Consider the following 26046-nt stretch of genomic DNA (forward strand, 5'->3'; position numbering starts at 1 on the left):
GGTGAGGCAACATGCGATTAAAATCAGTTTATGTAAGTCAATACAAGAATCTAAAGGATTTCACGCTCAGCCTCGATGCAGCGAGTTTCATAGATGTTTTCGTAGGAAAGAACGGCAGCGGGAAGTCGAATCTGTTCGAGGCACTGATTGAGATATTTCGCCATCTTGATCAACTGGGACTTCCCACGAACGAAATTGCATTCGATTATCGCCTAAATTATGAAATTAACGGACAAGATACCGAAATCGAATGGAAGGCTGACAGGTTACGTATAAACAAGGACGAAGACCGTAAGACACTGGGGCAGACACCGTTCCCAGACAATGTACTCATCTATTATTCTGGGCACAACAATACGGTGTCCGATTTGGTTGGGGACTATGAAGCTAAATTTCGCAACCGTATTAAGGCTGCGGATTTGGAAGATTCCCGTCGCTTCATCGGCATCGGGCAGGAATATAAGGCGCTTCTGTTGGCGATACTGCTGGTGCAGCCAGAAGACGGAAGGGCACACACGTTCATTCGCCAAAAGCTTGGGATAGAAAGACTTGGTATTGCTAAACCTGGCACTGAGGAAGCATCAGAGTCGGTACTTAAAATCGATTTGAAACGGCCCGATTATGCACGAGGTAGCGAAAAGGAAAAATATGATGTTGATCCCTTGGAGAGTGAATCTCGGTATTGGCGGCCAATCGGTATAACAAAAGACTTTCTCGACATTCTTGGTAGTTGCGGTTGGAGTAATACAAAGGATTTAACGGTCACGGAAGGTTACCTTCCGAATGAGGATCGCTACGTTCTTTATCTGTCAATCGTCAAACTGCAAGGGATATTCGCCGAAAAATGGCAGGAGCTTTTTCGCCAGTTCGACAACTTGAAAACGTTAGGAATGTTGGATGCCATTTCTGTGCCACTTCGACTTACTTCTGGTTTGGAAGGAAACGTCGGCCATTTTAGCGACGGTCAGTTTCAGTCGGTTTACATTTATTCCATAGTTGAACTTTTCAAAGATCGTAATTGTCTAGTATTACTTGATGAACCCGATGCATTCCTTCACCCAGAGTGGCAATTTGATTTTTTACGTCAAGTCTTTGGGATTACCGACACCACTCATACGAACAATCACGTTCTGATGAGTAGCCACAGTGCTGCGACTTTGCTTCCATTGGCCGAGCAGCGAATCAGCTTCTTTAAAATTGAAAATTCTATCGTCTCTTGTTCTAAACGAACAAAAAAAGAAATAATACATGAGCTCTCAGATAGTTTTATTCAATACTCTGAAGATGAGAGCAAGCTCCTTATCGATAATGTAATACGTTCGTCGCAACGTCCAATTTTGTTTGTTGAAGGTCCATCTGATGTAAGTATTTTGAATGCGGCGTTTAGGAAGCTTTATCCCCAGGAGGACATTCCGATTCTGATTCAAGACGCCTTTGACCGAGGCTTCATCAAGATACTGTTATCCAGAAACGAAATATTTAAAACGTACCCTGACAAGCAGTTCTTTGCATTGTTTGACTTCGATGATGCCTATGACGACTGGCGAAGTTTGGGGGGCGAACATCAAATTACAGATATCAGTCAAGGGCTTTGCAGAAAGCTGCCGGGGAAAAATGCTCATGCATTTCTCTTACCCGTGCCTGACAACGCACTTAAAGCCCAAGTTTGGGATGAAACGAATCCAAATGAAAAAATCAGACCCAATCCGTATCTTGGCATTGAGCATCTCTTTTGGGGTGTAGACGGGCTTGCTGACTGGTTTCGTACGGATGAAAAAACGGGAAACATTAGCTTTAAGGGGGACAAATACAAGGTTAAGTTTGCTAAAGATATCGTCCCGAGCTTAGATGCGGCTTGTTTTGAAGTATTTCGCCCAATGTTCGATTTGATTAGATTGAAATGTAATACTGTGGCGATATCCGATTTGACGAGCCAGACAACGTAGGCCAAGGTGGCGGGAGTGTACCGGACCGGAGGGGTGCATGTTCCGGAAACAAAAACGCCAACCTACATGAGTTGGCGCTCAGTAAGGGATCTCCTTAGTCGCCCGGGGCGGAATCGAACCACCGACGCAAGGCTTTTCGAGCATAAGCCCGCGGTGTCGCATTTCATCCCCCGCTTGCCTACGTCGAGGCCCAATTTTGAATTTTCAACGCCACTGCTGAAGGGTCCTGGTCGTAAAATGGAGTTACTCCGGCAGACTCTATTTCGTTTAGCAGCTCCAATGTCTTCCTTGTCGTCACGATTTCTGTCGAGGTCGTTGCCTCCGGAAGTACGACAAAGAGTGCGGGTTGGGTCTGCAGACGAGAAAGTCTATGGGCAATGTTGACCTGAAGCATAGACGAGTGAATATGAGTGTGCACTGTCGAGAAGGATGCATACCTCGCGGACACAATATTCCCGTAACTTCGACCATTAGTGAGGCCGATCTGTAGACTTTTATTCGCTATAGTGATAGAACGTCCGGGAATAAAGGGATTTGGATTATTTTGGATGGATTTTATTGTCCGGATCATTGTCGCGTATGCCCAATCGTCGTCCATTGGACTTTCTCTGTGCTGAACATCAGCCCAAATTGCCCCCGCTTGTCGCTTTAGTAGGGTCGTCAATTCCATACTGACGTCATGAGTGGCTAGGTAGCCACAAGGAATGATTCGCAGATGAGGGCTGCCGCTATCGAGTGACTGTAGCGCATTTTGAAACGTAGAGCGAATCGCTATCTCAGAGCCGTCGAAGAGTTCACGGGTATCTGAAGCGGTTATGGCATCACCGTACAGGTGACTTAGCTTAGAGAGAGAAGGAAGCCAACTTAAATGCGGTTCCACATCGCCATTTATTGCAGCGGCTACCCCTACAATGAATTCTTGTTGGCTACCTAGGTCAGGACGAAATGCGATAGTTGCCCACTCACCAGTTAATAGCGGCTCTGCTGATGGTGTCGCTCGTTTCACAAGTTCCAGAAAATTCATTAAATTAGCCTTTCGCAACTAGTTGCAAACGTGGGTCCTGTTGCGCGCTCTTTCATATACCCAATGATGCAATCGATTTCGTCTGAAACAAGCAAGCCTGGTAATATTGATGAGATTTCGGCCAAGATGCCAATCCAGTCATTCTGCGCTTTTTCGTACTCCATGATCGCAGCTGCTCGCCAGGCAGCAAGTCTAGAGCCGTTAAGATTACCCTGTGCAAGCAATGACAACTCATTCCTAACATTTTGCTCCGGCCAAGAGGTATGCCAATACTTTCCGCCTCCAACGCATCCCTGATCTATTGCTAAATATTTCAGGTCATCTTCGTATAAGAAATTTGTCTCGTGCCTATCATTGTTGCCTGTTACATGGTCAACGGTGGTCAAACGAATGCAGAACGGACTACTGTAGAACGTCTCACTTTGCTTTTTCGAAAAACTAGACAGTCTTCGGATATATCGAAAAGGTCGGGAACTTGCTTCAAAAGACGTAATCCAGCAAGCAGCGAGCCCGGTAACCGGATCGATATAATCACTGAGATCGTTTTTTAGGTCCGGAAGTTCGTGTTTAGACAGAAGTAGTACGCCACATTTTTTTGGTTGCCGAACCCCTCGGAGAGCGTTTACCATGTAACCGATCGTTTCGTTTGCTACCCCACAACTACTAGTTTCGTAGAGCTTAACGACGACGTCTTCGGCTTCATCGCAATCAGGCCAAACTACACGGCCGACGAAAATTGGTTGAGCGGCGGCGCTTGCGCCCGCTAAGAGTTCCCCCAAGTGTGCAGAAAAGCCGCGATAAGAGTCAGAGGTTAGGATTGTTATCATGTTAGGTGGTCTTCTCGCATTTTTGTCCACAAGGGTACCGTTGACGAAGTGTATGCGTCCACAAGAATTTATACGCCAGTCAGGAATCGGCGCCCAAGGGGTATCGGTGTGAGCTCAAGCTGGTCGGCCTCAAGCCCGGCCAGGTGACCGGCGACTGGCGCGACAGCAGCGACGGCCTGGGTGGCGGCAGCTATTCGTACAACCTTCTAACAGGCCTGCGGCCGCCCGATCTCGTACCAGATCGTCGATCGCCGTCCGGGCGATATCGCCACACGAGGCACACCGGAAATGGACCGGACGCAAGGACTGCGAACCTGAGAAACAAAAACGCCAACCTGCATGGGTTGGCGTTTTGCTTGGGATGTTCTTGGTGGCCCGGGGCGGAATCGAACCACCGACACAAGGATTTTCAATCCTCTGCTCTACCAACTGAGCTACCAGGCCAAGGCGGCGAATTTTAGCACGAACTAGCCGCAAGTCCATAATTTCTTCACGCCAAAAGCATCATCCCATCGCCACATGTTCGCGCCGCCAGCGCGCCGGCGACGTCCCCACTTCGCGCTTGAAGGCCCGCGCAAATGCCGCCTCCGACTCGTACCCTACGTCCAGCGCAACCGACGCCACCGGCGCCCGGCTCGAGCGCAACAGCCCGGCCGCCGCCTCCATGCGCCAGCGCGCCAGGTATTGCATCGGCGGCTGGCCCAGCAGGCGCAGGAAGCGCGCGCAGAACACCGAGCGCGACAGGCCGGCGGCGCGCGCCAGGTCGTCGATGGTCCAGGGCCGCGCCGGGGTGCGGTGGATCAGCGTCAGCGCCCGGCCCAGCTGCGGGTCGCGCAGTCCCGCCAGCCAGCCGGTGCTGCCGGCCGGCAGGTGTTCCAGGTAACGGCGCAGGGCATCGATGAACATCGTTTCGCTGGCGCGTTCCAGCAGCGCCGCGGCGCCGGGCTGGTTCTGTTCCACGCGCGCGGCCAGCGCGGCCAGGTCGGTGCGTGCGCTGGCGCCGCTGGCGGGCAAATGCAGCAGGCGCGGCAGGGCGCCGAGCAGCGGGTTGAAGGGGTGGCGGTCGCAGCTGAGGAAGCCGCAGGTGAGCTGGTTTTCGCCGTTCTGCGCCGGCTCGCCCCAGGTGATCTCGTACTGCGAGTGGAACACGATCGGGATCGGCTTCGGCGCGTCGCGGGTCGCGGCGACCCAGGCCGGGTCGATGCGCGCCGGCTGCTGCGACGGGTCGCTGGAGAGCACGTGGCCGTCGCCGTGCGGCAGGATGATGGTGTCGCCCGGCTGCAGGCGCACCGGCGCCAGGCCGGCCACCGTGGCCCAGCCGCTGCCGCGCGTGAGCACGTGGTATTCCATCACGTGCTCGGCGTCGGGGAAGAGCAGGCCGGCCAGGTCGCGCAGGGGCGGGGCTTCCACCGCCCAGTTCGCCGGCAAACTGAGCTGATAGAACACCGCGCCGCGCAGGCGGACCGAGCGCAGCACATCGGACAGGGTATCGATTCCCATCGGTTCCGGACGCGCGGGCAAACCGGGGCGACGCTGGAGCAAGCACCTGCCACGGCCGACGCGCGATACTGGTTTTTCTCAATGTCGAAAACGGAGCATGACACCATGGACAAACGGACGCAATCGACTTCAACCGTAGCCCAGGCGCGCGGCGCCCAGCCGGACTTTTCCGCCATCAAGCACCGCCAGCAGGCCACCTGGGCCAGCGGCGACTTCGCCGTCATCGGCGTGACCTTGCAGATCGTCGGCGAGACCCTGGCCGAGGCGGCCGATATCCACGCCGGCGAAACCGTGCTCGACGTGGCTGCAGGCAACGGCAACGCCAGCCTGGCCGCGGCCCACCGTTTCGCCCGCGTCACCTCGACCGACTATGTGCCGGCGCTGCTGGACAAGGGCCGCGCGCGCGCCGAGGCCGAAGGCCTGAAGATCGATTTCCGTGTCGCCGATGCCGAGAACCTGCCGTTCGCCGACAGCGCGTTCGACGTGGCGCTGTCCACGTTCGGCGTGATGTTCACGCCCGACCACATGAAGTCGTCGAGCGAGCTGCTGCGCGTGGTGCGTCCCGGCGGGCGCATCGGCCTGGCGAGCTGGACGCCCGACGGCCTGGTCGGCCAGCTGTTCAAGACCATCGGCAAGTACGTGCCGCCGCCCGCCGGGCTGCGTTCGCCGGCCATGTGGGGCACCGAGGAGTACCTGCGCGAGCTGTTCGGCGCCCAGGCGGCCGCGATCCGCATCGTGCGGCGCCAGTTCGTGTTCCGCTATGCGTCGACGGGCCACTGGCTGCAGGTGTTCAAGGATTACTACGGCCCGGTGCAGAAAGCCTTTGCCGCGCTCGACGGGCCCGGCCAGGCGGCGCTGGAAGCCGACATCACCGGCATGCTGCACGGCGCGAACAGCGCGGGCGGCGCCTCGCTGGTGGTACCGTCCGAATACCTGGAAGCGGTGATCGTCAAGCGCAGCGAATAAGCACCCAGCACTAAGCACTCGGCACGCGCGCAAAAAAAGGTGGCCGGCATCAGCCGGCCACCCACTCCTTACCTGGCTGGAAAAACGCTTACCAGCCCATGTCCTTCAGCAGCGGCAGCGTCAGGTCCTTCGGCGGCACCAGGATGTTGGTGAGGTCGGCGTTGATGTTCGGCTCCATCAGCAGGTTCGGCGAAGCCGTCACGTCCCAGTGCGAGACCGACGAGCCGCTGACCAGCGGATTCGGCGTGTACAGCAACGGACGGCCGAGACGGTCGGCGCCGGCGATGCGGGTCGGGTCCGAACCCAGCACGGCCGTGACCTGTCCCGGCTGGCCGCGCGTGCCGTAGCCCTTGGCCGCGGCCACCGCCGCGATCAGCGCCACGCCATCGGCCTGGCTGACACCGAAGGATGGAATCGTGATCGAACCGTCGGTGCCGCCCGGCAGCAGTGCGCCGGGGATGTTATTCGCCAGCACCACGCCAACCGCGCCCGCATCCTGCGCATTCTTGACCTTGATGGCGAAGGTGCAGCCGCCACGGCTGATGATCGGCACCTTGCCGCGCACCGCAGCCGCATTCGCGTTGTCGAACGGACTGCAGCCCGGGCCGAGTTCGCCGCTCTGGGTGGCGATCGTGGTCAGCGCGCCGAGCGTGCCGGCGGGCGGCACGACGCCGAATGGCGAGGCGTTGAAGTCCATCTGCAGGTTGCCGCTCGATGCGGGCGACGAGGTTTTCAGGACCGGGATCGGGCGCAGGATCGAGGCGCCGGCCACCGCGTTCGGGCCGATCCACGCCAGCTGCAGCGGGTTGATGGCCGAGGCGCGGCGCTGGGCCGCGGTCATGGCCAGCCAGGTCCTGCCCTGGGTGTTGTCGAACATGTGGCGTTCCCAGATGCTCGGCACGCCGCCGGTGGCCACATAGGCCGAACCGTTTGCGTTCAGGCGGTTGCCGGTGGAGGTCTGGACCGTCAGCACCGAGAAGCCCAGGCCGTGGCCCAGTTCGTGCAGCAGGGTGGTGGCGAAGTTCACCTGGCTGCCGGCATTGCCGTCCAGGCCCAGGTAGAAGCCGCTGCCGTCCAGGCAGCCTGGTTTACCGAGGTTGATGTTGAACTGGGTCTTGATGTCGACGTTGCCGTAGCCGCTGCCGTCATCCGGATTGCCGGCGCTCAGGTTCTCGCCGGCCAGCTTGTTGGCCAGCGCCTGCGGATACCAGGTGCCCGCCACGGAACCCGGGAAATCGCGCCAGATATTCCAGGCGCCGGCGCTGCCGAGGACGGCCGAGCTCGAGCTGCAGGTCAGGGCTTCCCAGCCGGCGCTGACGGTGATCGTGACATTGCTTTGCAGGTTGCGTTCCCAGATGTCGGCGACGTAGCGGTAGACGTTCAGGCGCTGCTGGCCGAGCGTGGTGCCCGGGTTGCCGCCGACCGGCGCCACCGGCGTGGTGTCGTTGAAGCCGACGCCGGCCGGGTCGCGGCTCTGGATGTTGATGGTGGCTGCCTGGCTGGCCGCGCAGGCGAGCAGGGCGGCGGCGGCGATGAGCGAGCGGGAGAGATGACGCGAGTGGTGAACTGGGCGCATGGTTACTCCGTGACCGGGGTGAGGGTGTGGACGTGGCCGGCCGCGGCGGCACTGTCGGCGGCGCCGTGGGAATCGAAGCACTGGCTTTCGAGCGAGCCGTCGGGTTTGCGCACCACGACCGAGGCGCTGATCATCTCGTCGGTCAGGCGCACGCCGGCGGCGCCGTTCGCGTTGAACTTCTGCAGGGTGGCTTCCGGCGCCTTGCGCATGGCGCTGGCCTTGCCGGACTGCCTCAGGGTCTCCGATTCGGCGGCGGTCGGGGCGCGCAGCTTGCCGGTCTCGGCATCGCGCACGACGGTCAGGTTATCGTTCGATGGGGCGGGCGCGGCTTGCTGCGCGGCGGCCGGCAGGCTTGCCAGGCCCATGAGGGCGAGGCCGAGCCCGGCGGCGCACGACAGGCGCAGGCGGGACGTTACTTTCTGTGACATGACGATCTCCTGGTAGCGATGTGTTCCAGAACGACGAAGGGCCGTGTGTGTTGGACGCCAGCCCGCAAGAAAAGTACTGCCGCTTCAGTTGCTGCGACGGCGGCGCGCAGCCGTCAGCGCAGCCAGGCCGCCGGCGAGGATGAGCATCGAGGCCGGTTCCGGCACCGCGTTCACGGCCAGGGTGTCGACGCCGACGTAGTTGGCGGCGTCGGCCGGACCGGTGTACTGCAGCGCGAAGCGCGCGGTCGAGTCGGCGCCCTGCGGGCCGATGTGGGCCTTGTACAGGGTCCATTCGCCGGTCGGGACGGTAAAGGCCGGTTCCAGGGTGAAATCGGTCAGCGAGGTGCTGCCGTTGCTGAAGCCGAAGGCGATCTGGTCGCTGTAGCCGGCGAGGGCGTCGGCGCGCAGCCAGAACGACACGATCACGTTCATCGCGGTGGAGAATTCGGGGGTGATCAGCCAGCTGGAGAGTTCGCCGCCGACGGGGGCGTTGTTGTAGTTGGAAGCGAGGTAGCTGTTGGCTGCGCCTTCCTGGGCCGGGAAGATGCTTTGGTCGCCCTGGTACCAGGCGGGCGTCGAGCCGCCGGGCGTGCCGGCGTTGTCGATGACCCAGCCCTTGCCGGCGAGGTCGCCGAGATTGTCGAACCCTTCGTTGATCAATGCGCCGGCCTGGGCCGATGCCGCGACGCCTGAGAATGCCAGAACGAGCAGTGCTTTCTTCATCATGTAGTGCGCCTCCAAAGTGGTGAACAGTGGGGCGGCGTCGAGATAGCGGCTTCGGCGCAACCCCCAGCTTGGCAACGGAAGCATTCCGTCGACGCTGGAGGCGTATGCATATTGCGTGCCACTCAGCCATGTCATTGTTTTCGAAAGGAAAAATTACCAATACGAAAAAACATGTCATCAACCTGTCAAAATTCTCGACAGGCTGTGGGAGTGGTCTTACATCCTAAGCCAGTGCACTGACCCAGTCGCGCAAGCCATCGATGGCTTCTTCCTTCGACTTGGCCTCGATCTCGATCCAGGGCGCGCCGGCATACGAGGAGGGCATGGTGGCGATCAGGTCGGCATGCTGGCGGTCGTTGAAGCCTTCGCGCCCGTTCGAGATGTGCACCAGCTGGTGCGCCGGGTCGGGCCAGGTTTCGCGCGCCTTGGCCAGCATCTCGGCTACGCTCGGGTGCTCGTAGCTGTCGAGCTTTTCGTGCACGATGTGGTGGTGGGCATCGAACACCATCGGCACGCTGGCGCGCTTGCAGATCGCATAAATTTCCTCGGCGCTGTACGAATACTCGTCGTTTTCCAGCGCCAGGCGGGTGCGGATGGCATCCGGCAGGCGCCCGATCGCCGCCACCAGGGCATCGGCCCGGTCCGACTTGCCGCCGTGGATTTCCAGGATCGCCCAGGGCGAGCGCGGCTGCTTCAGCAAGTCCATGATGTCGGCGTGCATCTGCAGGATCTTGACGCTGTTTTCCACCACCGCCGGCGAATCCGAACTCAGCACCACGAACTGGTCGGGGTGCATCACCAGGCGGATGCCGGCGGCGGTGGCGCGTTCGCCCGAGCGCGCCAGGATCGGCGCCAGGGTTTCCAGGATTTCGCGCCCGATCGGCTCGTCGGAAAACGGGAAGATCGAGGAGGGCAGGCGGTAAAGGGCGATGCCTGCCTTCTGGCAATAGCGCATGGCGTTGTCGAAGGTCTGGATGTTATCGCGGAAAATATCTTCCAGAATCTTGCGTTGCCCATCGAGCGATTGTTCGAGCAGGCGCTTGCGGGTGACGGTCCGGTATCGGACCTCTTTTGATGCGGTAATGCATACCAGGCCGAGGTGGGGAGCCATAGGTTTCTCGCAGGATGACGTTGAAACCAGTATAGGCGTTCGGTCGGCCGGCGAGAGCGCGGTTGCGGATGGGCACGCCTGCCTGGCAGCGTCCGGCGACGCGGCGCGCGTCTCATCGTGAAGGCACGTGTTGCGTCAATGACGCAGTGTCTACCGTCAGCCTGGGCGTTGGTGTCGGAGGAGGCCGGGGCCGCCAGGCTCCCCTCTGGAAGAGGCCTGTAATTTGCTATGCTAGCGGATGATCCCGCGCCGCAGATGGCCGGACATTGATTGATGGAGCGCCACACATGGCATCGTTGCAAGACCAATTTTTAAAAGCCGGCCTGGTCAACAAGGGCAAGGCCAAGCAGGTTCAACAGGAAAAGAGCAAGCAGGAAAAGATCGACCGCCGGCACGGCACGCAGAGCGTGGACGAAGCCAAGCTGGCGGCGGCCGAGCTGCAGCGCAAGAATGCCGAACGTGCGCGCGAAATGAACGCCCAGCGCGACGCGGCCGCCCTGCAGAAGGCGATCATGGCGCAGATCCTCGACCTGGTGCAGAAGAACCGCCAGGGCAAGGGCAACGGCGACATCGCCTACAACTTCACGCACAACAGCAAGATCGAGCGCATCCACGTGTCCGCCAAGGTGCAGGAACACCTGATGGCCGGGCGCCTGGTGATCGTGCGCCTGGGCGACGCCACCGAACTGGTGCCGCGCGTGATCGGCGAAAAGATCGCCCAGCGCGATGCCTCGCTGGTGGTGCAGGTGAAGAAGGCGGCCGAGGTCGATCCGGACGATCCGTACGCGGCTTACCAGATTCCAGACGACCTGATGTGGTAAGCGCCGCCAGGCGGGCAGGAGGGCAGACTTTGCATTTGCTCTACTGAAACTCGCGCAGCGTGTTTTTCCGGTGGTAAGCTATTCATGTTGTCACTTCAACCTGAAGGAAAGTCATGAAACCGCTGTTCTCCTCCGACGAAGAAGCGAACGCCGTGCCGCCGGCGCCCACCGCCGCTCCCGCGCCCTCGCTGCCGCCGCTGTTCGATCCTGCCGGCACGACAGGCGCATTGCCGGCCTTGCGTCCGGAGGCGAACGTGGCGCCGCAGGTGCGGGTCGACATCTCCGGCATCGACGACAAGGCCATCGAGGCCCTGGGCGGCTCCACCGGCGCCGGCGTGGCCAGGGTGTCGGCCAAGCTGCTCGGCACCGTGCGCGCCTCGGATGCGGACGTGTTCGGCACCCAGCTGAACGAACTGATCGCCACCTCGAAGGGCCTGGACCCGGCCAAGCTGCGCTCGGGCGGCCTGCTGTCGCGCGTGACGAACATGTTCGGCTCGGTGAAGGAAAAGATGCTGTCGCAGTACCAGGTGGTCGAATCGCGGATGGACACCCTGGTTGGCGAGATGACGCGCCACGCCAACGTGCACCGCAAGCGTATCCAGGATTTCGACGAGATGTACAAGGGCCTGGAAACCTATTACCAGGGCCTGGACGCCGACGTGAAGAAGGGCGAAGCCTGGGCCGAGCGCCTGCGCCAGGCGGTGGCCCAGCAAGCCGCGCCGACCAACGCCTTCGAAGCCCAGCAGGCCACCGAACTGAAGCGCCGCCTGGAGCGGCTGGAAAAGCGCATCGACGACCTGCGCCGCGCCATGCTGATGGCCACCCAGATGGTGCCGCAGATCCGCCTGTCGCAAGACAATGCGCGCGCCCTGACCGACACCTTCACCGACATCGTGAATGTGTCGATTCCGGCCTGGCGCAACGTGTTTTCGCTCTACCTGCTGCAACTCGAAGCCAAGCAGAGCGCGGCCGTGGCGAACGCGGCCTACGACGCCACCGACGCGGCCTTCCGCGCCCAGGCCGACATGCTGCTGGAAAATACCGAGACCGTGGCCCGCGCCAAGCAGCGTTCCCTGGTCAGCCTGGAAACCGCCCAGCACGTGCAGACGCAATTGATCACCGCGTTCGACAAGCTGGAACAGATTTCGAACGAAGGCCAGCAGCGCCGCAAGGACGAGCTGCCGAAGCTGCAGGAACTCGAGCGCGAGCTGATCGCGCGCTTCTCGCCGGGCGGGGCGTAAGCAAGTTGCTCCGCTCGTGCAAGCGGGCGACAATATTCATTTCACCATACAAGGAACCTTCATGTCGACGACGCTCGAAACCGGCCATCGCATCAACCTCGAAAAAACGGCGCCCGGCCTGAAGCGCGTTCGTATCGGTCTGGGCTGGAAGGTCAACGCGGCCGACGGCCAGGCCTTCGATCTCGACTCCTCGGTCTTCCTGTGCCGCAAGGACGCGAACGACGATCCGGTCATGATCAGCAACGCCCACTTCGTCTATTACAACCACACCACCTCGCCCGATGGCGCGGTGGTGCACTCGGGCGACAACCGCACCGGCGACCGGGATGGCGACGATGAAGTCATCACCGTCGACCTGGCCCGCGTCGATCCGGCGGTCATGGAAATGCCGATCGTGGTCACCATCCACGACGCCGAGGTGCGCAAGCAGAACTTCGGCCGCGTCTCCGGCGCCTACGTGAAGATCTACAACGACGAGACCGGCGAAGCGATCGCGCAATACGACCTGACCGAAGACTACTCGGACAAGACCGCGCTGCAGTTCGGCTCGCTGTACCGCCGCGACGGCGAATGGCGCTTCCACGCGGTCGGTGCCGGCTTCAAGCTGAACCTGGCCACCTTCATCCGCAAGCTCGGCGGCACCGTCTGAGACGGGCCCGCGCCGCCCAGTTTTGCCGCAATCGACGTGCCGAGTAGGGGATGACTGAGCGATGACGCAGCAGAAACCCAAGGCTTTCGATTTCGGCGCGGAGCCGGAGCGGGCCACGGCGCCGGCGCCTGGCCCGGCCTCCAGCCCGGCCGGCCCGCAGGCCTTCGACTACGGCGAGGCCGAGGAAGCGCCTGCGCCTGTCACGCCGCCGAAGGCCTTGTCGTTCGACGATCTTCCCGCCGTGCCGGCGGCCTCGAACCTCACCCGCAAGGCCGCACCCAGGGCCTTGTTCGACAGCGAAGACCATCCGGCGGTGCGCGACGCGCTGGCAAGCGCCAGTGCCGACTATCCGACCCTGTATGCGCAGGCCGAAGGGCGCCTGGCCATCCTGTTCCGGCGCATCCTGCCGGTGAAACTGTCGCTGGTCACGGACTGGGCCGAGGAGCCTTTGCTGGAGCAGGCCGCGCTGCTCCAGCCCATCACCGAACTGGTCTTGAAGTTCACGCAGATGGGCGTGCCGGCGCAGCTGGACGCCGCGCTCGAGAGTACGCGCGCACCGAGCGGCATGTTCGGCAAGCTGTTCCGCCGTTCGCAATCGCCGGCCGAGTTCAAGCCGGCGCTGACCGCATCGCGCGCGCAGCTGCTGCAGCTGATGGCGGACAGCGAAGTCGCCGTGCGCAACCTGGAAGCGTCGGCGCAGAACCTGGGCCTGCACGGGGCGGTGCTGGCGGTGGTGGCGACACTCGCGGCCAATTCGCCGGATGCGGCCTTGCTCGATGCGCTTACCCAGCGCCGCACATTGATCGGACAGGCGGTGCGCCAGGCGGAACTGTCGATCCTGCAGATGGGGCAGGTGCGCCAGCAGGCGGCCGAGCTGATCGCGCAGGTGTCGTCGTTCCTGACGGTGACCTTGCCGGCGCAGGAGATGGCGCAGGCGCAGGGTGGCGCGTGATGACGCGCATTTGCGCGCCACCATTTGCCCAGGCAGGCTGCCCGGCTAGGCCAGCAGCCTGATCAGGGCCTGTGCGGCTTCTTCGGACGACGCCGGATTCTGGCCGGTGACCAGCTTGCCATCGGTGAGCACAAACGATGCCCAGTCGGCGCCGCGTTCGTACTGGCCACCGTTTTGCTTGAGCATGTCTTCGACCAGGAAAGGCACAACCTCCGTCAGGCCTACCGCTTCTTCTTCGGTGTTGGTGAAACCGGTCACGCGCTTGCCCTTGACCAGCGGCTGGCCATCGGCGCCTTTTACGTGCCGCAGCACGCCAGGGGCGTGGCAGACGACGGCAACCGGCTTGCCGGCAGCGGCCATGGCTTCGATCAGCGCGATCGAGGTCTTGTCCTCGGCCAGGTCCCACAGCGGGCCATGGCCGCCGGGATAGAAGACGGCGTCGAAATCGTCAGCCTTCACCTCGGCCAGCTTGCCGGTGGACGCCAGCACGGCCTGGGCGGCGGCGTCGTCCTTGAAGCGCCTGGTCGCATCGGTCTGCGCATCCGGCGCGTCGCTTTTCGGGTCGAGCGGCGGCTGGCCGCCCTCGGGCGAGACCACGGTGATCGTGGCGCCGGCATCCTTCAGCGCGTAGTACGGTGCGGCGAACTCTTCCAGCCAGAAGCCGGTTTGCTTGCCGGTGTTGCCCAGCTGCGCGTGCGAAGTCAATACCATCAAAATGTTCATGTGATCCTCCTGTAGACGTGTCGTCAGTCGGCGACGTGGATGATGAGCTTGCCAAAGTTCTTGCCTTCAAGCAGACCGATGAATGCTTGCGGCGCGTTCTCGAGACCTTCCACGATATCCTCGCGGAACTTGATCTTTCCTTCCTGGAGCCAGCTGCGCATCTGGCCATGGAACTCGCCGTAGCGCGAACCATAGTCGTCGAAGATGATGAAGCCCTGCATGCGGATACGCTTGGTCAGGATGGTGCGCGCCAGCAGGCCGATACGGTCGGGACCGTCGGGCAGGCCGGTGGCGTTGTAGTCGGCGATCAGGCCGCATACGGGAATGCGCGCCTTGGTGTTAAGCAAGGGCAGCACGGCGTCGAACACGGCGCCGCCGACGTTTTCGAAATACACGTCGATGCCGTCCGGGCAGGCCGCGGCCAGCTGTGCGGCGAAGTCGGGAGCGCGGTGATCGATGCAGGCGTCGAAGCCGAGTTCGTCCACGACATAGCGGCACTTGTCGGCGCCGCCGGCGATACCGACCGCGCGCGCGCCCTTGATGTTCGCGATCTGGCCGACGAGCGAGCCGACCGCGCCGCTGGCGGCGGCCACCACCACCGTCTCGCCCGGCTGCGGCTGGCCGATGTCGAGCAGGCCCATGTAGGCGGTAAAGCCCGGCATGCCGAGCACGCCGAGGGCGCGCGAGGCCAGCCGTGGGTCATCGTCGAGCTTGTTCAGCCCGGCACCGTCCGACAGGGCATAGTCCTGCCAGCCGCTGTAGCCCAGCACCAGCTGGCCGGCCGCGAAATCCGGGTGGCGCGACGCTTCCACGCGCGAGACGGTGCCGCCGACCATCACGGCGCCAATCTCGACAGAGGCAGCATAGGACTTGGCCGCGCTGATACGCCCGCGCATGTAGGGGTCGAGCGACAGGTAAAGGGTGCGCAGCAGTACCTGGCCCTCTTGCGGTTGCGGCACCGGCGATTCGGTCATGCGGAAGGTACTCGCATCGGGTGCGCCGTGCGGGCGCTGCTGCAGCACCAGGGCGCGGTTCATGGCATTAGTTTGTGGCATGTTTGTTTCTCCGTTGTGAGAGCGTGGTGCGGTTTATCGCTGCGGCGTGGCTTCGAGCTTCGTGATATCCAGGCCCTGCGCCGCAATTCGCTTCGCCAGCGCGTCATAGGCGGCCTGGTCCACCGTCGGGGTGCGTGACAAAATCCACAGGTAGTCGCCCTTGCGGTCGCTGACGGCCGCGAGCCGGTAGTCCGGATCGAGGTCGATCACCCAGTAGTCGCCCCATACCATCGGGATGAACGACAGGATGGCCGGTGCGAACCGTACCTCGAGCTTGGGCGAGTCCGGACCGCCGAGCTGGCGCGCGACCCCTTCCGCGCTCTTTTCCGATCCGTCCGCCTGGCGGCAGCGGTTCACCACCTTGACTCTTCCGTCCGGCAAGACAGAATAGGTCGCGCTCGTGTTGCTCACGCAATCGCGCTGGAATCTGTTGGGGAACTTCGCGATCTCGTACCACTTGCCCATGTAGCGGGGCACCTCCAGGGATGGGATCGTGGTAATCGCAGGCGCGGCTTGGGCGTCTCGCGCGTTTGCAGGCGCTGCATGGGCGATGACGGCCGAGAGCAGGAAGGGCAGGATGGCGTTCATGTGGCTCCGCTGGATTAGGGATGAACGATCGCGCGGGCGCCGTGGGCTGGCTTGACCGTTCTTGCCAGCGTATTCTACTGACCCGACTGTACGCGCGGTGCACGCCATCGCTGGCCCGAAAACCAGAACGCCACCCGAAGGTGGCGTTTGCCGGGCATCGGCGCCGAGGTTTCTGCCGCGGCTGAAGAGGGCGAAAAGAAGCACACGGCTTTGATAGGGCACTCATTTTTTCTCGGGATCGTGGCCCCAGTTCATCAGCGAATAGCGCCAGTCGCTCGATGCCGGATCGCTCTTGGTAGGACCTTGTGCCAGGTGCCGGTGGATGTACCCGATCACCTTGCGCATGTGCGCGATGTCGTCCGCACTCAAGTCCCGGGCGTGCCGGTGCAGCAGTTCGACGATGCGGCGTCCGGACTGGTGCCCGGTCGATTCGGCGTTGCCGTGCTTCTGGCCGACCCGTTTGGAATCGTCGGTATCGAGCCACTTTTCCAGTTGGGCTGGCGTCATGTTCACCGCCTGCTTGAACTCCGCGACCGTCCTGGCTGCGTCCTCATCACCAGTGCCTGCTTGTTTTGACATGCTTACTCCAATGAACGTTAGTCCGGTAGACCCTACCCGTTATTCAAAGTATCACGAACGCAGTTTTCATTGGCGCACCAGAAAAGCACATAGAAAACAAAAACGCCACCCGAAGGTGGCGTTTTTGTTGCACTACTTTCGTAGTACTGAATTCTTGGTGGCCCGGGGCGGAATCGAACCACCGACACAAGGATTTTCAATCCTCTGCTCTACCAACTGAGCTACCAGGCCAAGAGAGGCATGATTATAGCCAGCGCCTCGCGGCTCTGCAAGTCCCACTTGCAACTTTCTTTTGGCATTCTTTTCGCACCCCTGAGAGCGGCCTGCGGCGTCCCGGGGAGNAGAGGCATGATTATAGCCAGCGCCTCGCGGCTCTGCAAGTCCCACTTGCAACTTTCTTTTGGCATTCTTTTCGCACCCCTGAGAGCGGCCTGCGGCGTCCCGGGGAGATGCCGCTATATAATGCTTGGCATGACGACACCACATTCTTCCACTGCACAATCCCGCGTCAGCGATGTCTGCATCGTCGGCAATGGCGCCATCGCCAAGACTGCGGCCCTCGGTTTTGCCCAGGCGGGGCACAGCGTCACGCTGCTGGTGCCCGCGCCGCGGCCGGCATCCGACGATGCCCCGTCGGTCGCACCAGGTGCCGAGCGGCCCTGGGATGTGCGTGTCTACGCCCTGAACCACACGGCCTACAACCTGCTGTCCTCGCTGAAGGTGTGGGGCGCGATGGACGCGTCGCGCATCGCGCCGGTCGATGCGATGGCGGTGAACGGCGACGGCAAGCAGGGTGACGCACTCGGCGGCAAACTCGGCTTCGACGCCTTTGGCGCCCACACCGGCGCCCTGGCCTGGATCGTCGAGGACAGCAATTTGAATGGGGCGCTGGATGCGGCCCTGAAGTTCGCGCATAACGTGCAGGTCGTCAGCGGTTCCGCGACGCGCCTGACCTGCGGCCCGGAAGGCGCCCAGGTCGAGCTGGAAGACGGCCGCAAGCTCGATGCGAAACTGGTGGTCGGCGCCGACGGGCGTGATTCCTGGGTGCGCGGGCAGTGCGACATCGGCATCGATTACCGCTCCTATCACCAGCGCGCCATCGTCACGAATTTTGCCTGCGAAAAGCCGCACCATGGCGTGGCCCACCAGTGGTTCACCTGCAAGGACGGCATCGTCGCGCTGCTGCCGCTGCCGGGCAACAAGGTGTCGCTGGTCTGGTCGGCGCCGGAAACCCTGGCCGCGACCCTGATGGAGGAGTCGCTCGGCGAGCTGGCGATCCGCCTGTGCGAATACGCCGACGAACCGCTCGGTGCGTTGAAGCCCCTGCAGCCGGAAGCCGTGAAAGCGGTCCCGCTGGCGCTGGTGCGTCCGCATGCGCTGGTGGCGCCGCATGTCGCCCTGATCGGCGACGCCGCCCACGCCGTGCACCCGCTGGCCGGCCACGGCATGAACCTGGGCTTCGGCGACGTGGTCGACTTGCTGCGCATCATTAGCGAACGCGAAGAACACCGCGCCATCGGCGACGAGCGCGTGCTGGCGCGCTACGCCCGTGCGCGCAAGGAAGACGTGCTGCTCATGCAATTGGCCACCGACGGCCTCGAACGCCTGTTCGGCGCGAATCTCGAACCGGTGCGCGTGGTGCGCAATCTGGGCATGAACTTGCTCGACAAGTTGCCCTTCGTAAAACGGCAGTTGATGGCGCATGCCATCGGTAAGTAACCTTCAAGGATTCTAAAGTGATGTTTAAAACCAAGATCGCCGCCCTGCTGGCGATGGGCCTGATTGCGGGCTGTGTGGATGCCCAGAACACGGTCGAGACGACCATCCGCAAGAACATCGAACCGCGCCTCGGTGGCGCCAAGATCGATACCATCAAGGAAACCCCGTACGGCGGGCTGTACGAGCTGCGCGTCGGCGGCGACATCCTGTACACCGACAAGAAAGCCGAGTACCTGTTCATCGGCCAGGTGTACGACGCCAAGAGCTCGAAGAACCTGACCCGCGAGCGCATCGATGAGCTGAACAAGATCAAGTTCTCGGACCTGCCGCTGAACCTGGCGCTGAAGCAGGTGAAGGGCGACGGCAAGCGCGTGATCGCGGTGTTCGAAGACCCGAACTGCGGCTACTGCAAGCGCCTGCGCGCGACCACGCTGAAGGACCTGGACAACGTCACCATCTACACCTTCATGTACAACATCCTGTCGCCGGATTCCTTCGAGAAGTCGAAGAACATCTGGTGCGCGCCGAATCGGGTCAAGGCCTGGGATGACTGGATGATCAACGGCAAAGTGCCGACCGCCGCGCCCGCAAGCTGCGAAACGCCGAACGACAAGGTCGTGGAACTCGGCCACAAGCTGAACATCCAGGGCACGCCGGCGATCTTCTTCACCGACGGTTCGCGCATTCCAGGCGCGGTCGACCTGAAGACGCTGGAAGCGAAGCTGCAGTCGCTGAATTAAGCTCAGCCAAACAAAAGTTGTACTGTTAAAACAAAAGTCTAGGGCAGGGCGTCATGGTCCAACTCAACATCAACGGGCGCGACCTGCAGGTTGACGCCGATCCGTCCACGCCCATCCTCTGGGCCCTGCGCGACAACCTGGACCTGACCGGCACCAAGTTCGGCTGCGGCGCCGCCCTGTGCGGCGCCTGCACCGTGCACCTGGAAGGCGCGCCGATCCGCTCCTGCATCACGCCGATTTCGGTCGCCGTCGGCCAGAAAATCACCACCATCGAAGCGATGTCCGGCGACCCGGTCGGCAAGGCCGTGCAGGATGCCTGGATCCGCCACGACGTGCCGCAGTGCGGCTACTGCCAGAGCGGCCAGGTGATGAGCGCCGCCGCGCTGCTGCGCACCAACACCGCGCCGAGCGACGCCGACATCGACAACGCCATGAGCGGCAACATCTGCCGCTGCGGCACCTACCAGCGCATCCGCGCGGCGATCAAGGACGCGGCGAAGACGCTGGCATGAGCGCCGTCGCGCATCCGGTCGGCATTTTGCTTGCCGCAGGCAGGGGCCGGCGTTTCGATCCGCTGGGCACGCGCAACAAGCTGCTGCAACCCCTGCCCGATGGCGAGCCGGTGGTGGTGGCCAGCGCGCGGACATTGCTCTCGGTGCTGCCGCGCGTGATCGCGGTGGTGCCGCCCGACGATGGCGGTGTGGGCGAACACTTGCGCGCACTCGGTGTCGAGGTCACGGTGTGTGCGGATGCCGACAGCGGCATGGCGGCCTCGCTGGTGCACGCGATCCGGCATTCGCTGCCCGAGGCCGACGCCTGGCTGGTGGCGCTGGGCGACATGCCCTTCGTTTCGGCCCTGACGCTGCGGGCGCTGCTCGCTGCACTGGCCGATGGTGCGGACATTGCGGCGCCGCTGTGCGAGGGACGGCGCGGCAACCCGGTGGCCTTCGGCGCCGTGCACTTGCCGGCCCTGCTGGCGCTGGAAGGCGAGGTTGGTGCGCGGCCGCTGCTCAAGACGATGCCGGTGCGCGACGTCGCGGTCGACGACCCCGGCATCTTCCGCGACATCGATACCCCGGCCGACCTCTAGGGTCCGGGCGCTGCCGAATCGTTTACACTATTCATATATCGGCAGCCTTCCTTCGACCCCATGAAAAAACCTTCGCAGACCGCCAAGCAGATCGCCATCCAGTACAGCATCGTCCCCAAGGACCTGGCCGCCCACCTCTTCAACGTGACCGTGACGGTTGCCGCACCCGCGCCGGAAGGCCAGGTGTTCGCGCTGCCGGCCTGGATCCCGGGCAGCTACATGATCCGTGAATTCGCACGCAACATCGTGCGCATCCGCGCCGAGGCGAACGGCGCCGCCGTCGCGCTGGCCAAGCTCGACAAGCATTCCTGGCAGGCCGCGCCGGTCGACGGTCCGCTGACCCTGCACTACGAAGTCTATGCCTGGGACCTGTCGGTGCGCGCCGCCCACCTCGACCAGACCCACGGCTTCTTCAACGGCACCAGCGTCTTCCTGCGCGTGGTCGGACAGGAAGCGCAGCGTCACCAGGTCGACATCCAGCGCCCGGCCGATCCGGCCGCCGCAACCTGGCGCGTGGCCACCGCAATGAAGGAACTCGGCGCCAAGCGCTACGGCTTCGGCACCTATGTGGCGGGCGACTACGACGAATTGATCGACCACCCGGTGGAGATGGGCGACTTCGCGCTGGCCACCTTCAAGGCGCACGGCGTCCCGCACGACATCGTGATCACCGGCCGCGTGCCGAACCTGGACATGGCGCGCCTGCAGGCCGACCTGAAGGCCATCTGCGAAATCCAGATCGCCTTCTTCGAGCCGGTGACCAGGAAAGCGCCGGTCGACCGCTACGTGTTCATGACCATGGCCGTGGGCGACGGCTACGGCGGCCTCGAACACCGCGCTTCGACCGCGCTGATCTGCGCGCGCGCCGACCTGCCTTGCATCGGGCCGAAAGCGGGCGGGCAAAAGTCGGGCGAACCAGGCGAGGGCTACCTGAAATTCCTGGGCCTGTGCAGCCACGAGTACTTCCATACCTGGAACGTCAAGCGCATCAAGCCGGCGGTGTTTGCGCCTTACGATCTGCAGGTCGAGAACTACACGCCGCTGCTGTGGCTGTTCGAAGGCTTTACCAGCTACTACGACGATTTGATGCTGGTGCGCGCCGGGATCATCGGCGAGCCGACCTACTTCAAATTGCTGGGCAAGACGGTCGGCAGCGTGCTGCGCGGCAGCGGCCGCACCAAGCAGAGCGTGGCCGATTCCAGCTTCGATGCCTGGAGCAAGTACTACCGCCAGGACGAGAATTCGCCGAACGCCATCATCAGCTACTACACCAAGGGCTCGCTGATCGCGCTGGCCTTTGATTTGACGATCCGTGCCAAGACCGGCGGCGCCAAATCGCTGGACGACATCATGCTGGCGCTGTGGCAGCGCTACGGCCGCGATTTCTACGCCGGCGTGGGCCGTGGCGTGACCGAGCGCGAAGTCGAGGCGCTGTTCGACGAAGTCAGCGGCGTCAAGCTGCGCGGGCTGTTCGACAAGTACATCCGTGGTTTTGAGGACCTGCCGCTGGCCAAGCTGTATGCGCCGCTGGGCGTCAAGCTGGTGGATGAACGCAACAGCGGCAAGCCGTCGCTCGACGCCGGCATCGGCCGCGACCCGCTCGGCGCCAAGCTGACCCAGGTGCACGAGGGCGGCGCGGCGCATGGGGCGGGCTTGTCGGCGCTGGATATCGTGATTGCGATCGACGGGCTGCGCGTGAATGGGAATCCGCCGAATGTGGATGCCTTGCTGTCGCGTTATCGCGTGGGCGACAAGGTGACGGTGCATGCGTTCCGGCGCGACGAGTTGATGAGCTTCGAGGTGACGTTGCAGGGTGACCGGGTGCCGGGGATTACGCTGTCGCCGGTGGCTGGGGTGCGCAAGGCGGGGACGATTGCGCGGCCGAGCGCGGTGTAAGAAATCAGCGCCGCGGTGTTCGCGTACATGCGGTGCTTGTAATAACCCGATGCGGTGACCGTAGGGTGGGCCGGGCCGCGCTAGGCACTCTGTGCCCACGCGGAACGTCGCATCGTGTTGGCTTTGTTTGAATGCTGCGGTCTGCGTCTTGGATGCGGCGGCGCCATGCGAGTCGCGCGACTTTAACGATGCCAACGTTATGCTAGCTTCCGCGTGGGCACGAAGTGCCCACCGTACCGTCGAGGCCGCAGGTCAATGAAGCACTCCGGTTATCACGCAGTTCCCATCATTGCGGCCCCGCCAGGCTGCGCAACTGAAACCGATACTGTTCGTTGAACAGGAAAGTCTCGGAAAACGTCAGCTTGCGCACGTTCCCCGCCAGCAGGTGCACGGGCCTGGGTAATGGCCCGCTGCGCCGCATCGACGCCAGCGCCACCTGCGATGCATCGTCGTCGCGCGAACGCTGCACCTTCACTTCCTCCAGCTCCCCATCGTCACGCACGGTGATGTTCAGCACCACGATCGCCGGCAGCATCGGTGGCAAGCGCCCGCTGAAGGTCTGGCCGCTGTTATGGCGCATCACGTGCTGCGCCACTTCGGTTTTATAGGCATCCAGCGTGCGCGACGGCGGTGGCACCGGCGCATCGAGGGGGCCGACAGGACTGGGCGTGGAAGGAGAACCGGGAAGCATGGCCTCGACAAGTCGTTTGGCCGTGGAAGCGACGGGCTGGACCGTGCTGCATCCGCCCAGGGCTGCCAGTAGAAGAAGGAGAGCGGCCCTGATGCGGATGGAAGTGTTCATGTCAGTCGAATAATCGTCGCAATTCGTTGCCGGGATCGGGCGCACGCATGAAGGCTTCGCCCACCAGGAAGGCATGCACGTTCGCCGCGCGCATGCGCTCGACATCGTCGCGCACGGCAATGCCGGACTCGGTGACCACCAGCCGCTCGGCAGGAATACGCGGCAGCAAATCGATGGTCGTATCGAGCGACACGGCAAAGGTACGCAGGTTGCGGTTGTTGATGCCCACGAGGCGCGTTTTCAGGCGCAGCGCCGCGGTCAACTCATCACCGTCATGTACTTCGACCAGCACGTCCATACCGAGTTCCTGTGCACATGCCTCAAGCTCCGCCATCAAGCCATGATCCAGCGCAGACACGATCAAGAGAATCGCATCGGCACCCATCGCCCGCGCTTCGTACACCTGGTACATGTCGACGATGAAGTCCTTGCGGATCACCGGCAGCTCCACGGCCGCGCGCGCCTGGCGCAGGTAGTCCACGGAACCCTGGAAGAACTGCACGTCGGTCAGCACCGACAGGCAGGATGCGCCGCCTTCGGCATAGCTGCGGGCGATGTCGGCAGGACGGAAATCCGGCCGCAGGATGCCCTTCGAAGGCGAGGCCTTTTTCACTTCGGCGATCACGCCGGCCCGGCCCTCGGCAATACTGCGGCGCAGGCTCGCCTCGAAGCCGCGAATACCCGCGCGCAGTTCGCTATCGGACTCGACTTCGCGGCGCAGGCTGGGCAAATCGCGGTGCTTCTTCGCCGCCGCCACTTCGTCGGCCTTGACGGCCAGGATCTTGTTCAGGATGTCGGACATAGTCAGGAATTAGTGTTGCTTGGACAGGGCCAGCTTGACGCCGAGCCAGACGAACAGGCCGCCGGTCGCGCGGTTCAGCCACAGCGAAACGCTTGGGTTGAGCTTGAGCCGTTCACTGGCCTTGGCGGTGGTCAGCGCCAGCGCCCCGCACCACAGCATGCCGTTGAAATTGAAGATGCAGCCGAGGACGATGAAGGCAAGCGCCTTGTTCGATGCATCGGCGCCGATGAATTGTGGGACAAAGGCGAGGAAGAAGATCGCTACCTTCGGGTTCAGTACGTTCGTGAGGAAACCTTGGGCGAAGATCTTCCGGTAGGGCAGGGCCGGCAAGGCAGTAGTCACGGCCGCGCTGTCCTTCTTCTTGCTCATCAGGAGGCCCACCGCCATATAGAGGATGTAGGCCGCGCCAACCAGCTTGACCACCGTGAAGGCGGTGGCGGACGTCGCCAGCACCGCCGACAGCCCCAGCGCCGCGGCGAAGATGTGCACCATGGTGCCGGCGCCGATCCCCGCCGCCGCCGTGCAGCCGGCACGCCAGCCCTGGCCGGCGCTGCGCGTCATGATCAGCAGCGAGTCCGGCCCTGGCATGATATTGAGCAGCAGTCCGGAAACCACAAACAAGGGCAGGTCGTGGATGCCGAACATGCCGCGCCCTTCAGCCCTTGGCGCCCAGCTGGCGCGTCACGTTCACGAACTGATCCAGCTTGGCCAGCGCCGCACCGGAAGCGATGGTCTCGCGCGCCTTCGCCAGGCCTTCCTCGATCGAGGCGCAGACGCCCGCCGCATACAGCGCGGTGCCGGCATTCAGCGCCACGATGTCGTACGCCGGACCCGGTTCGCCGCGCAGCGCTTCCAGCACGCGCACCTTCGATTCCTCGGTGTTCGCCACCTTCAGGTTGCGGCTCGAGACCATCTGCAGGCCAAAATCTTCCGGATGGATTTCGTACTCGCGGATCTCGCCATTCACCAGTTCACCGACCAGGGTGCCGGCGCCGAGCGAGACTTCGTCCATGTTGTCGCGGCCCCAGACCACCAGTGCATGCTGGGCGCCGAGGCGCTGCAGCACGCGCACCTGGATACCGACCAGGTCGGGGTGGAACACGCCCATCAGGATGTTCGGCGCGCCGGCCGGATTGGTGAGCGGCCCGAGGATGTTGAAGATGCTGCGCACGCCGAGTTCGCGGCGCACCGGCGCCACGTGCTTCATGGCCGCGTGGTGGTTCGGTGCGAACATGAAGCCGATGCCGGTCTGGGCGATCGACTGCGCGATCTGCTCGGGCTTCAGGTCAATCTGGGCGCCCAGCGACTCTATCAAGTCGGCGCTGCCCGAGGACGAGGACACGCTGCGTCCGCCGTGCTTGGCCACGCGCGCGCCGGCGGCGGCGGCCACGAACATCGACGCGCTGGAGATATTGAAGGTGTTGGCGCCGTCGCCGCCGGTGCCGACGATGTCGAGCAGGCGGCTGGTGTCGGCCATCGGCACCTTGGTCGAGAATTCGCGCATGACTTGTGCGGCGGCGGTGATCTCGCCGATGGTTTCCTTCTTCACGCGCAGGCCCATGGTCAGGGCCGCCACCATGGTCGGCGACATCTCGCCGGCCATGATCTGGCGGAACAGGTGCAGCATCTCGTCGTGGAAGATCTCGCGGTGTTCGATACAGCGCAGCAGCGCCTCTTGTGGTGTGATCGGCATGAGCGTTCCAGTAAGGTGAGAAAGCGTTTAACGCTCGAGGAAATTCTTCAGCAGCTTGTGGCCGTGCTCGGACAGGATCGACTCCGGGTGGAACTGCACGCCCTGGATATCGAACTCCTTGTGGCGCACGCCCATGATCTCGCCGTCGTCGGTCCAGGCCGTCACTTCCAGGCAGTCGGGCAGCGAGGCGCGCTCGATCGCCAGCGAGTGGTAGCGGATCACGGTGAACGGGCTTGGAATGTCCTTGAACACGCCCACGCCGGTATGCGCGATCAGCGAGGTCTTGCCGTGCATGACCTGCTTGGCGCGCACGATCTTGCCCCCGAAGGCTTCGCCGATGGCCTGGTGCCCGAGGCAGACGCCGAGGATCGGCAGCTTGCCCCCGAACTGCTTGATCACCTCGACCGAGACGCCGGCATCCACCGGGGCCTTGGGGCCGGGCGAAATGCAGATGCGGTCGATGTGCATGTCCGCGATCTGGTCGATCGTGACTTCGTCGTTGCGCACGGTGCGCACTTCCTCGCCCAACTCGCCGAAGTACTGGACGATGTTGTAGGTGAAGGAATCGTAGTTGTCGATCATGAGTAACATG

General features: G+C 62.6%; 27 protein-coding genes and 2 tRNA genes. 11 read left to right on the forward strand and 18 right to left on the reverse strand.

The window, feature by feature from the left end; genetic code table 11:
* Positions 1-11 precede the first annotated feature (11 nt).
* The gene (locus QPK31_RS16535; RefSeq protein ID WP_290424008.1) at positions 12-1946 is read left to right on the forward strand and encodes an AAA family ATPase; all 1935 of its coding nucleotides are present in this window, start codon (positions 12-14) and stop codon (positions 1944-1946) included.
* A gap of 178 nt (positions 1947-2124) precedes the next feature.
* Here QPK31_RS16535 and QPK31_RS16540 read toward each other — a convergent pair whose 3' ends face one another.
* The 4 genes from QPK31_RS16540 to QPK31_RS16555 all read right to left on the reverse strand — a co-directional run bounded on the left by QPK31_RS16540 (position 2125) and on the right by QPK31_RS16555 (position 5297).
* Entirely contained in the window at positions 2125-2970 is an 846-nt protein-coding gene (locus tag QPK31_RS16540; RefSeq protein WP_290424009.1) for a hypothetical protein, read from the reverse strand.
* Positions 2970-3797 (reverse strand): hypothetical protein, encoded by an 828-nt coding sequence (locus QPK31_RS16545; protein ID WP_290424010.1) that lies wholly within the window; start codon positions 3795-3797, stop codon positions 2970-2972. The genes QPK31_RS16540 and QPK31_RS16545 overlap by 1 nt, the downstream gene beginning before the upstream one ends.
* Positions 3798-4165: 368 nt before the next feature.
* Positions 4166-4241: transfer RNA gene (locus QPK31_RS16550), tRNA-Phe, on the reverse strand.
* A gap of 60 nt (positions 4242-4301) precedes the next feature.
* Positions 4302-5297 carry an AraC family transcriptional regulator gene (locus tag QPK31_RS16555; protein ID WP_290424011.1) on the reverse strand — a complete coding sequence of 332 codons (996 nt, stop codon included), beginning with the start codon at positions 5295-5297 and terminating at the stop codon, positions 4302-4304.
* Between the two features lie 105 nt (positions 5298-5402).
* Here QPK31_RS16555 and QPK31_RS16560 point away from each other — a divergent pair, with 105 nt between their 5' ends.
* Positions 5403-6263 carry a class I SAM-dependent methyltransferase gene (locus QPK31_RS16560; protein WP_290424012.1) on the forward strand — a complete coding sequence of 287 codons (861 nt, stop codon included), beginning with the start codon at positions 5403-5405 and terminating at the stop codon, positions 6261-6263.
* Between the two features lie 88 nt (positions 6264-6351).
* Here QPK31_RS16560 and QPK31_RS16565 read toward each other — a convergent pair whose 3' ends face one another.
* From QPK31_RS16565 to uvsE, 4 genes are all read right to left on the reverse strand, one after another.
* Complete coding sequence (locus QPK31_RS16565; protein ID WP_290424013.1) at positions 6352-7839, reverse strand: PA domain-containing protein; 1488 nt, start codon at positions 7837-7839, stop codon at positions 6352-6354.
* A 2-nt stretch (positions 7840-7841) separates the two neighbouring features.
* Entirely contained in the window at positions 7842-8267 is a 426-nt protein-coding gene (locus tag QPK31_RS16570; RefSeq protein ID WP_290424014.1) for a post-PEP-CTERM-1 domain-containing protein, read from the reverse strand.
* A gap of 84 nt (positions 8268-8351) precedes the next feature.
* On the reverse strand, positions 8352-8993 hold the full coding sequence (locus QPK31_RS16575) for a choice-of-anchor J family PEP-CTERM protein (RefSeq protein ID WP_290424015.1): 642 nt from the start codon (positions 8991-8993) through the stop codon (positions 8352-8354).
* Between the two features lie 223 nt (positions 8994-9216).
* Positions 9217-10104, reverse strand: coding sequence for a UV DNA damage repair endonuclease UvsE (uvsE, locus tag QPK31_RS16580; protein WP_290424016.1), 888 nt, complete (start codon positions 10102-10104; stop codon positions 9217-9219).
* Positions 10105-10391: 287 nt separating this feature from the next.
* On the opposite strand from uvsE, the gene QPK31_RS16585 reads away from it, so the two are divergent.
* From QPK31_RS16585 to QPK31_RS16600, 4 genes are all read left to right on the forward strand, one after another.
* Complete coding sequence (locus tag QPK31_RS16585; protein ID WP_290424017.1) at positions 10392-10925, forward strand: DUF2058 domain-containing protein; 534 nt, start codon at positions 10392-10394, stop codon at positions 10923-10925.
* A gap of 113 nt (positions 10926-11038) precedes the next feature.
* Positions 11039-12166, forward strand: coding sequence for a toxic anion resistance protein (locus QPK31_RS16590; RefSeq protein ID WP_290424018.1), 1128 nt, complete (start codon positions 11039-11041; stop codon positions 12164-12166).
* Between the two features lie 61 nt (positions 12167-12227).
* Positions 12228-12815: a TerD family protein gene (locus QPK31_RS16595; protein ID WP_290424019.1), complete on the forward strand. Its 588-nt coding sequence runs from the start codon at positions 12228-12230 to the stop codon at positions 12813-12815.
* 61 nt (positions 12816-12876) lie between these two features.
* Positions 12877-13767, forward strand: a complete 891-nt coding sequence (locus tag QPK31_RS16600) for a hypothetical protein (protein WP_290424020.1) — start codon at positions 12877-12879, stop codon at positions 13765-13767.
* 45 nt (positions 13768-13812) lie between these two features.
* Here the strand turns inward: QPK31_RS16600 and QPK31_RS16605 are convergent, their stop codons facing one another.
* The 5 genes from QPK31_RS16605 to QPK31_RS16625 all read right to left on the reverse strand — a co-directional run bounded on the left by QPK31_RS16605 (position 13813) and on the right by QPK31_RS16625 (position 16943).
* Complete coding sequence (locus QPK31_RS16605) at positions 13813-14490, reverse strand: type 1 glutamine amidotransferase domain-containing protein (protein ID WP_290424021.1); 678 nt, start codon at positions 14488-14490, stop codon at positions 13813-13815.
* A gap of 23 nt (positions 14491-14513) precedes the next feature.
* Positions 14514-15545, reverse strand: a complete 1032-nt coding sequence (locus tag QPK31_RS16610) for an NADP-dependent oxidoreductase (protein ID WP_290424022.1) — start codon at positions 15543-15545, stop codon at positions 14514-14516.
* Positions 15546-15578: 33 nt separating this feature from the next.
* The gene (locus QPK31_RS16615; protein ID WP_290424023.1) at positions 15579-16133 is read right to left on the reverse strand and encodes a lipocalin family protein; all 555 of its coding nucleotides are present in this window, start codon (positions 16131-16133) and stop codon (positions 15579-15581) included.
* A 222-nt stretch (positions 16134-16355) separates the two neighbouring features.
* Positions 16356-16712: a DUF3140 domain-containing protein gene (locus QPK31_RS16620; protein WP_290424024.1), complete on the reverse strand. Its 357-nt coding sequence runs from the start codon at positions 16710-16712 to the stop codon at positions 16356-16358.
* A 155-nt stretch (positions 16713-16867) separates the two neighbouring features.
* A tRNA-Phe gene (locus QPK31_RS16625) sits at positions 16868-16943 on the reverse strand.
* A 240-nt stretch (positions 16944-17183) separates the two neighbouring features.
* Between QPK31_RS16625 and QPK31_RS16630 the strand changes: the two genes are divergently transcribed.
* The 5 genes from QPK31_RS16630 to QPK31_RS16650 are packed head-to-tail and all read left to right on the forward strand — an operon-like array spanning position 17184 to position 22157.
* Positions 17184-18431, forward strand: a complete 1248-nt coding sequence (locus tag QPK31_RS16630; RefSeq protein WP_290424025.1) for an FAD-dependent monooxygenase — start codon at positions 17184-17186, stop codon at positions 18429-18431.
* Between the two features lie 20 nt (positions 18432-18451).
* Positions 18452-19171 carry a DsbC family protein gene (locus tag QPK31_RS16635; RefSeq protein ID WP_290424049.1) on the forward strand — a complete coding sequence of 240 codons (720 nt, stop codon included), beginning with the start codon at positions 18452-18454 and terminating at the stop codon, positions 19169-19171.
* Positions 19172-19224: 53 nt separating this feature from the next.
* On the forward strand, positions 19225-19683 hold the full coding sequence (locus QPK31_RS16640; RefSeq protein WP_290424026.1) for a (2Fe-2S)-binding protein: 459 nt from the start codon (positions 19225-19227) through the stop codon (positions 19681-19683).
* Entirely contained in the window at positions 19680-20261 is a 582-nt protein-coding gene (locus QPK31_RS16645; RefSeq protein WP_290424027.1) for a nucleotidyltransferase family protein, read from the forward strand. The genes QPK31_RS16640 and QPK31_RS16645 overlap by 4 nt, the downstream gene beginning before the upstream one ends.
* 60 nt (positions 20262-20321) lie before the next feature.
* Positions 20322-22157: a M61 family metallopeptidase gene (locus tag QPK31_RS16650; protein ID WP_290424028.1), complete on the forward strand. Its 1836-nt coding sequence runs from the start codon at positions 20322-20324 to the stop codon at positions 22155-22157.
* Between the two features lie 286 nt (positions 22158-22443).
* On the opposite strand, the gene QPK31_RS16655 is transcribed toward QPK31_RS16650, so the two are convergent.
* From QPK31_RS16655 to QPK31_RS16675, 5 genes are read right to left on the reverse strand one after another with little or no spacing between them, the layout of a single operon-like run.
* Positions 22444-22959 carry a hypothetical protein gene (locus tag QPK31_RS16655; RefSeq protein WP_290424029.1) on the reverse strand — a complete coding sequence of 172 codons (516 nt, stop codon included), beginning with the start codon at positions 22957-22959 and terminating at the stop codon, positions 22444-22446.
* Position 22960: 1 nt separating this feature from the next.
* Entirely contained in the window at positions 22961-23761 is an 801-nt protein-coding gene (gene trpC, locus QPK31_RS16660; RefSeq protein WP_290424030.1) for an indole-3-glycerol phosphate synthase TrpC, read from the reverse strand.
* 9 nt (positions 23762-23770) lie between these two features.
* Positions 23771-24406, reverse strand: a complete 636-nt coding sequence (locus QPK31_RS16665) for a LysE family translocator (RefSeq protein WP_290424031.1) — start codon at positions 24404-24406, stop codon at positions 23771-23773.
* 10 nt (positions 24407-24416) lie between these two features.
* Positions 24417-25454 carry an anthranilate phosphoribosyltransferase gene (gene trpD / locus QPK31_RS16670; RefSeq protein ID WP_290424032.1) on the reverse strand — a complete coding sequence of 346 codons (1038 nt, stop codon included), beginning with the start codon at positions 25452-25454 and terminating at the stop codon, positions 24417-24419.
* Positions 25455-25481: 27 nt separating this feature from the next.
* Complete coding sequence (locus QPK31_RS16675) at positions 25482-26045, reverse strand: aminodeoxychorismate/anthranilate synthase component II (protein ID WP_290424033.1); 564 nt, start codon at positions 26043-26045, stop codon at positions 25482-25484.
* Between the last annotated feature and the right edge of the window lies 1 nt (position 26046).

The organism is Massilia sp. YIM B02769 (genome assembly GCF_030411995.1).
In the GTDB taxonomy this organism is placed as follows: domain Bacteria; phylum Pseudomonadota; class Gammaproteobacteria; order Burkholderiales; family Burkholderiaceae_D; genus Telluria.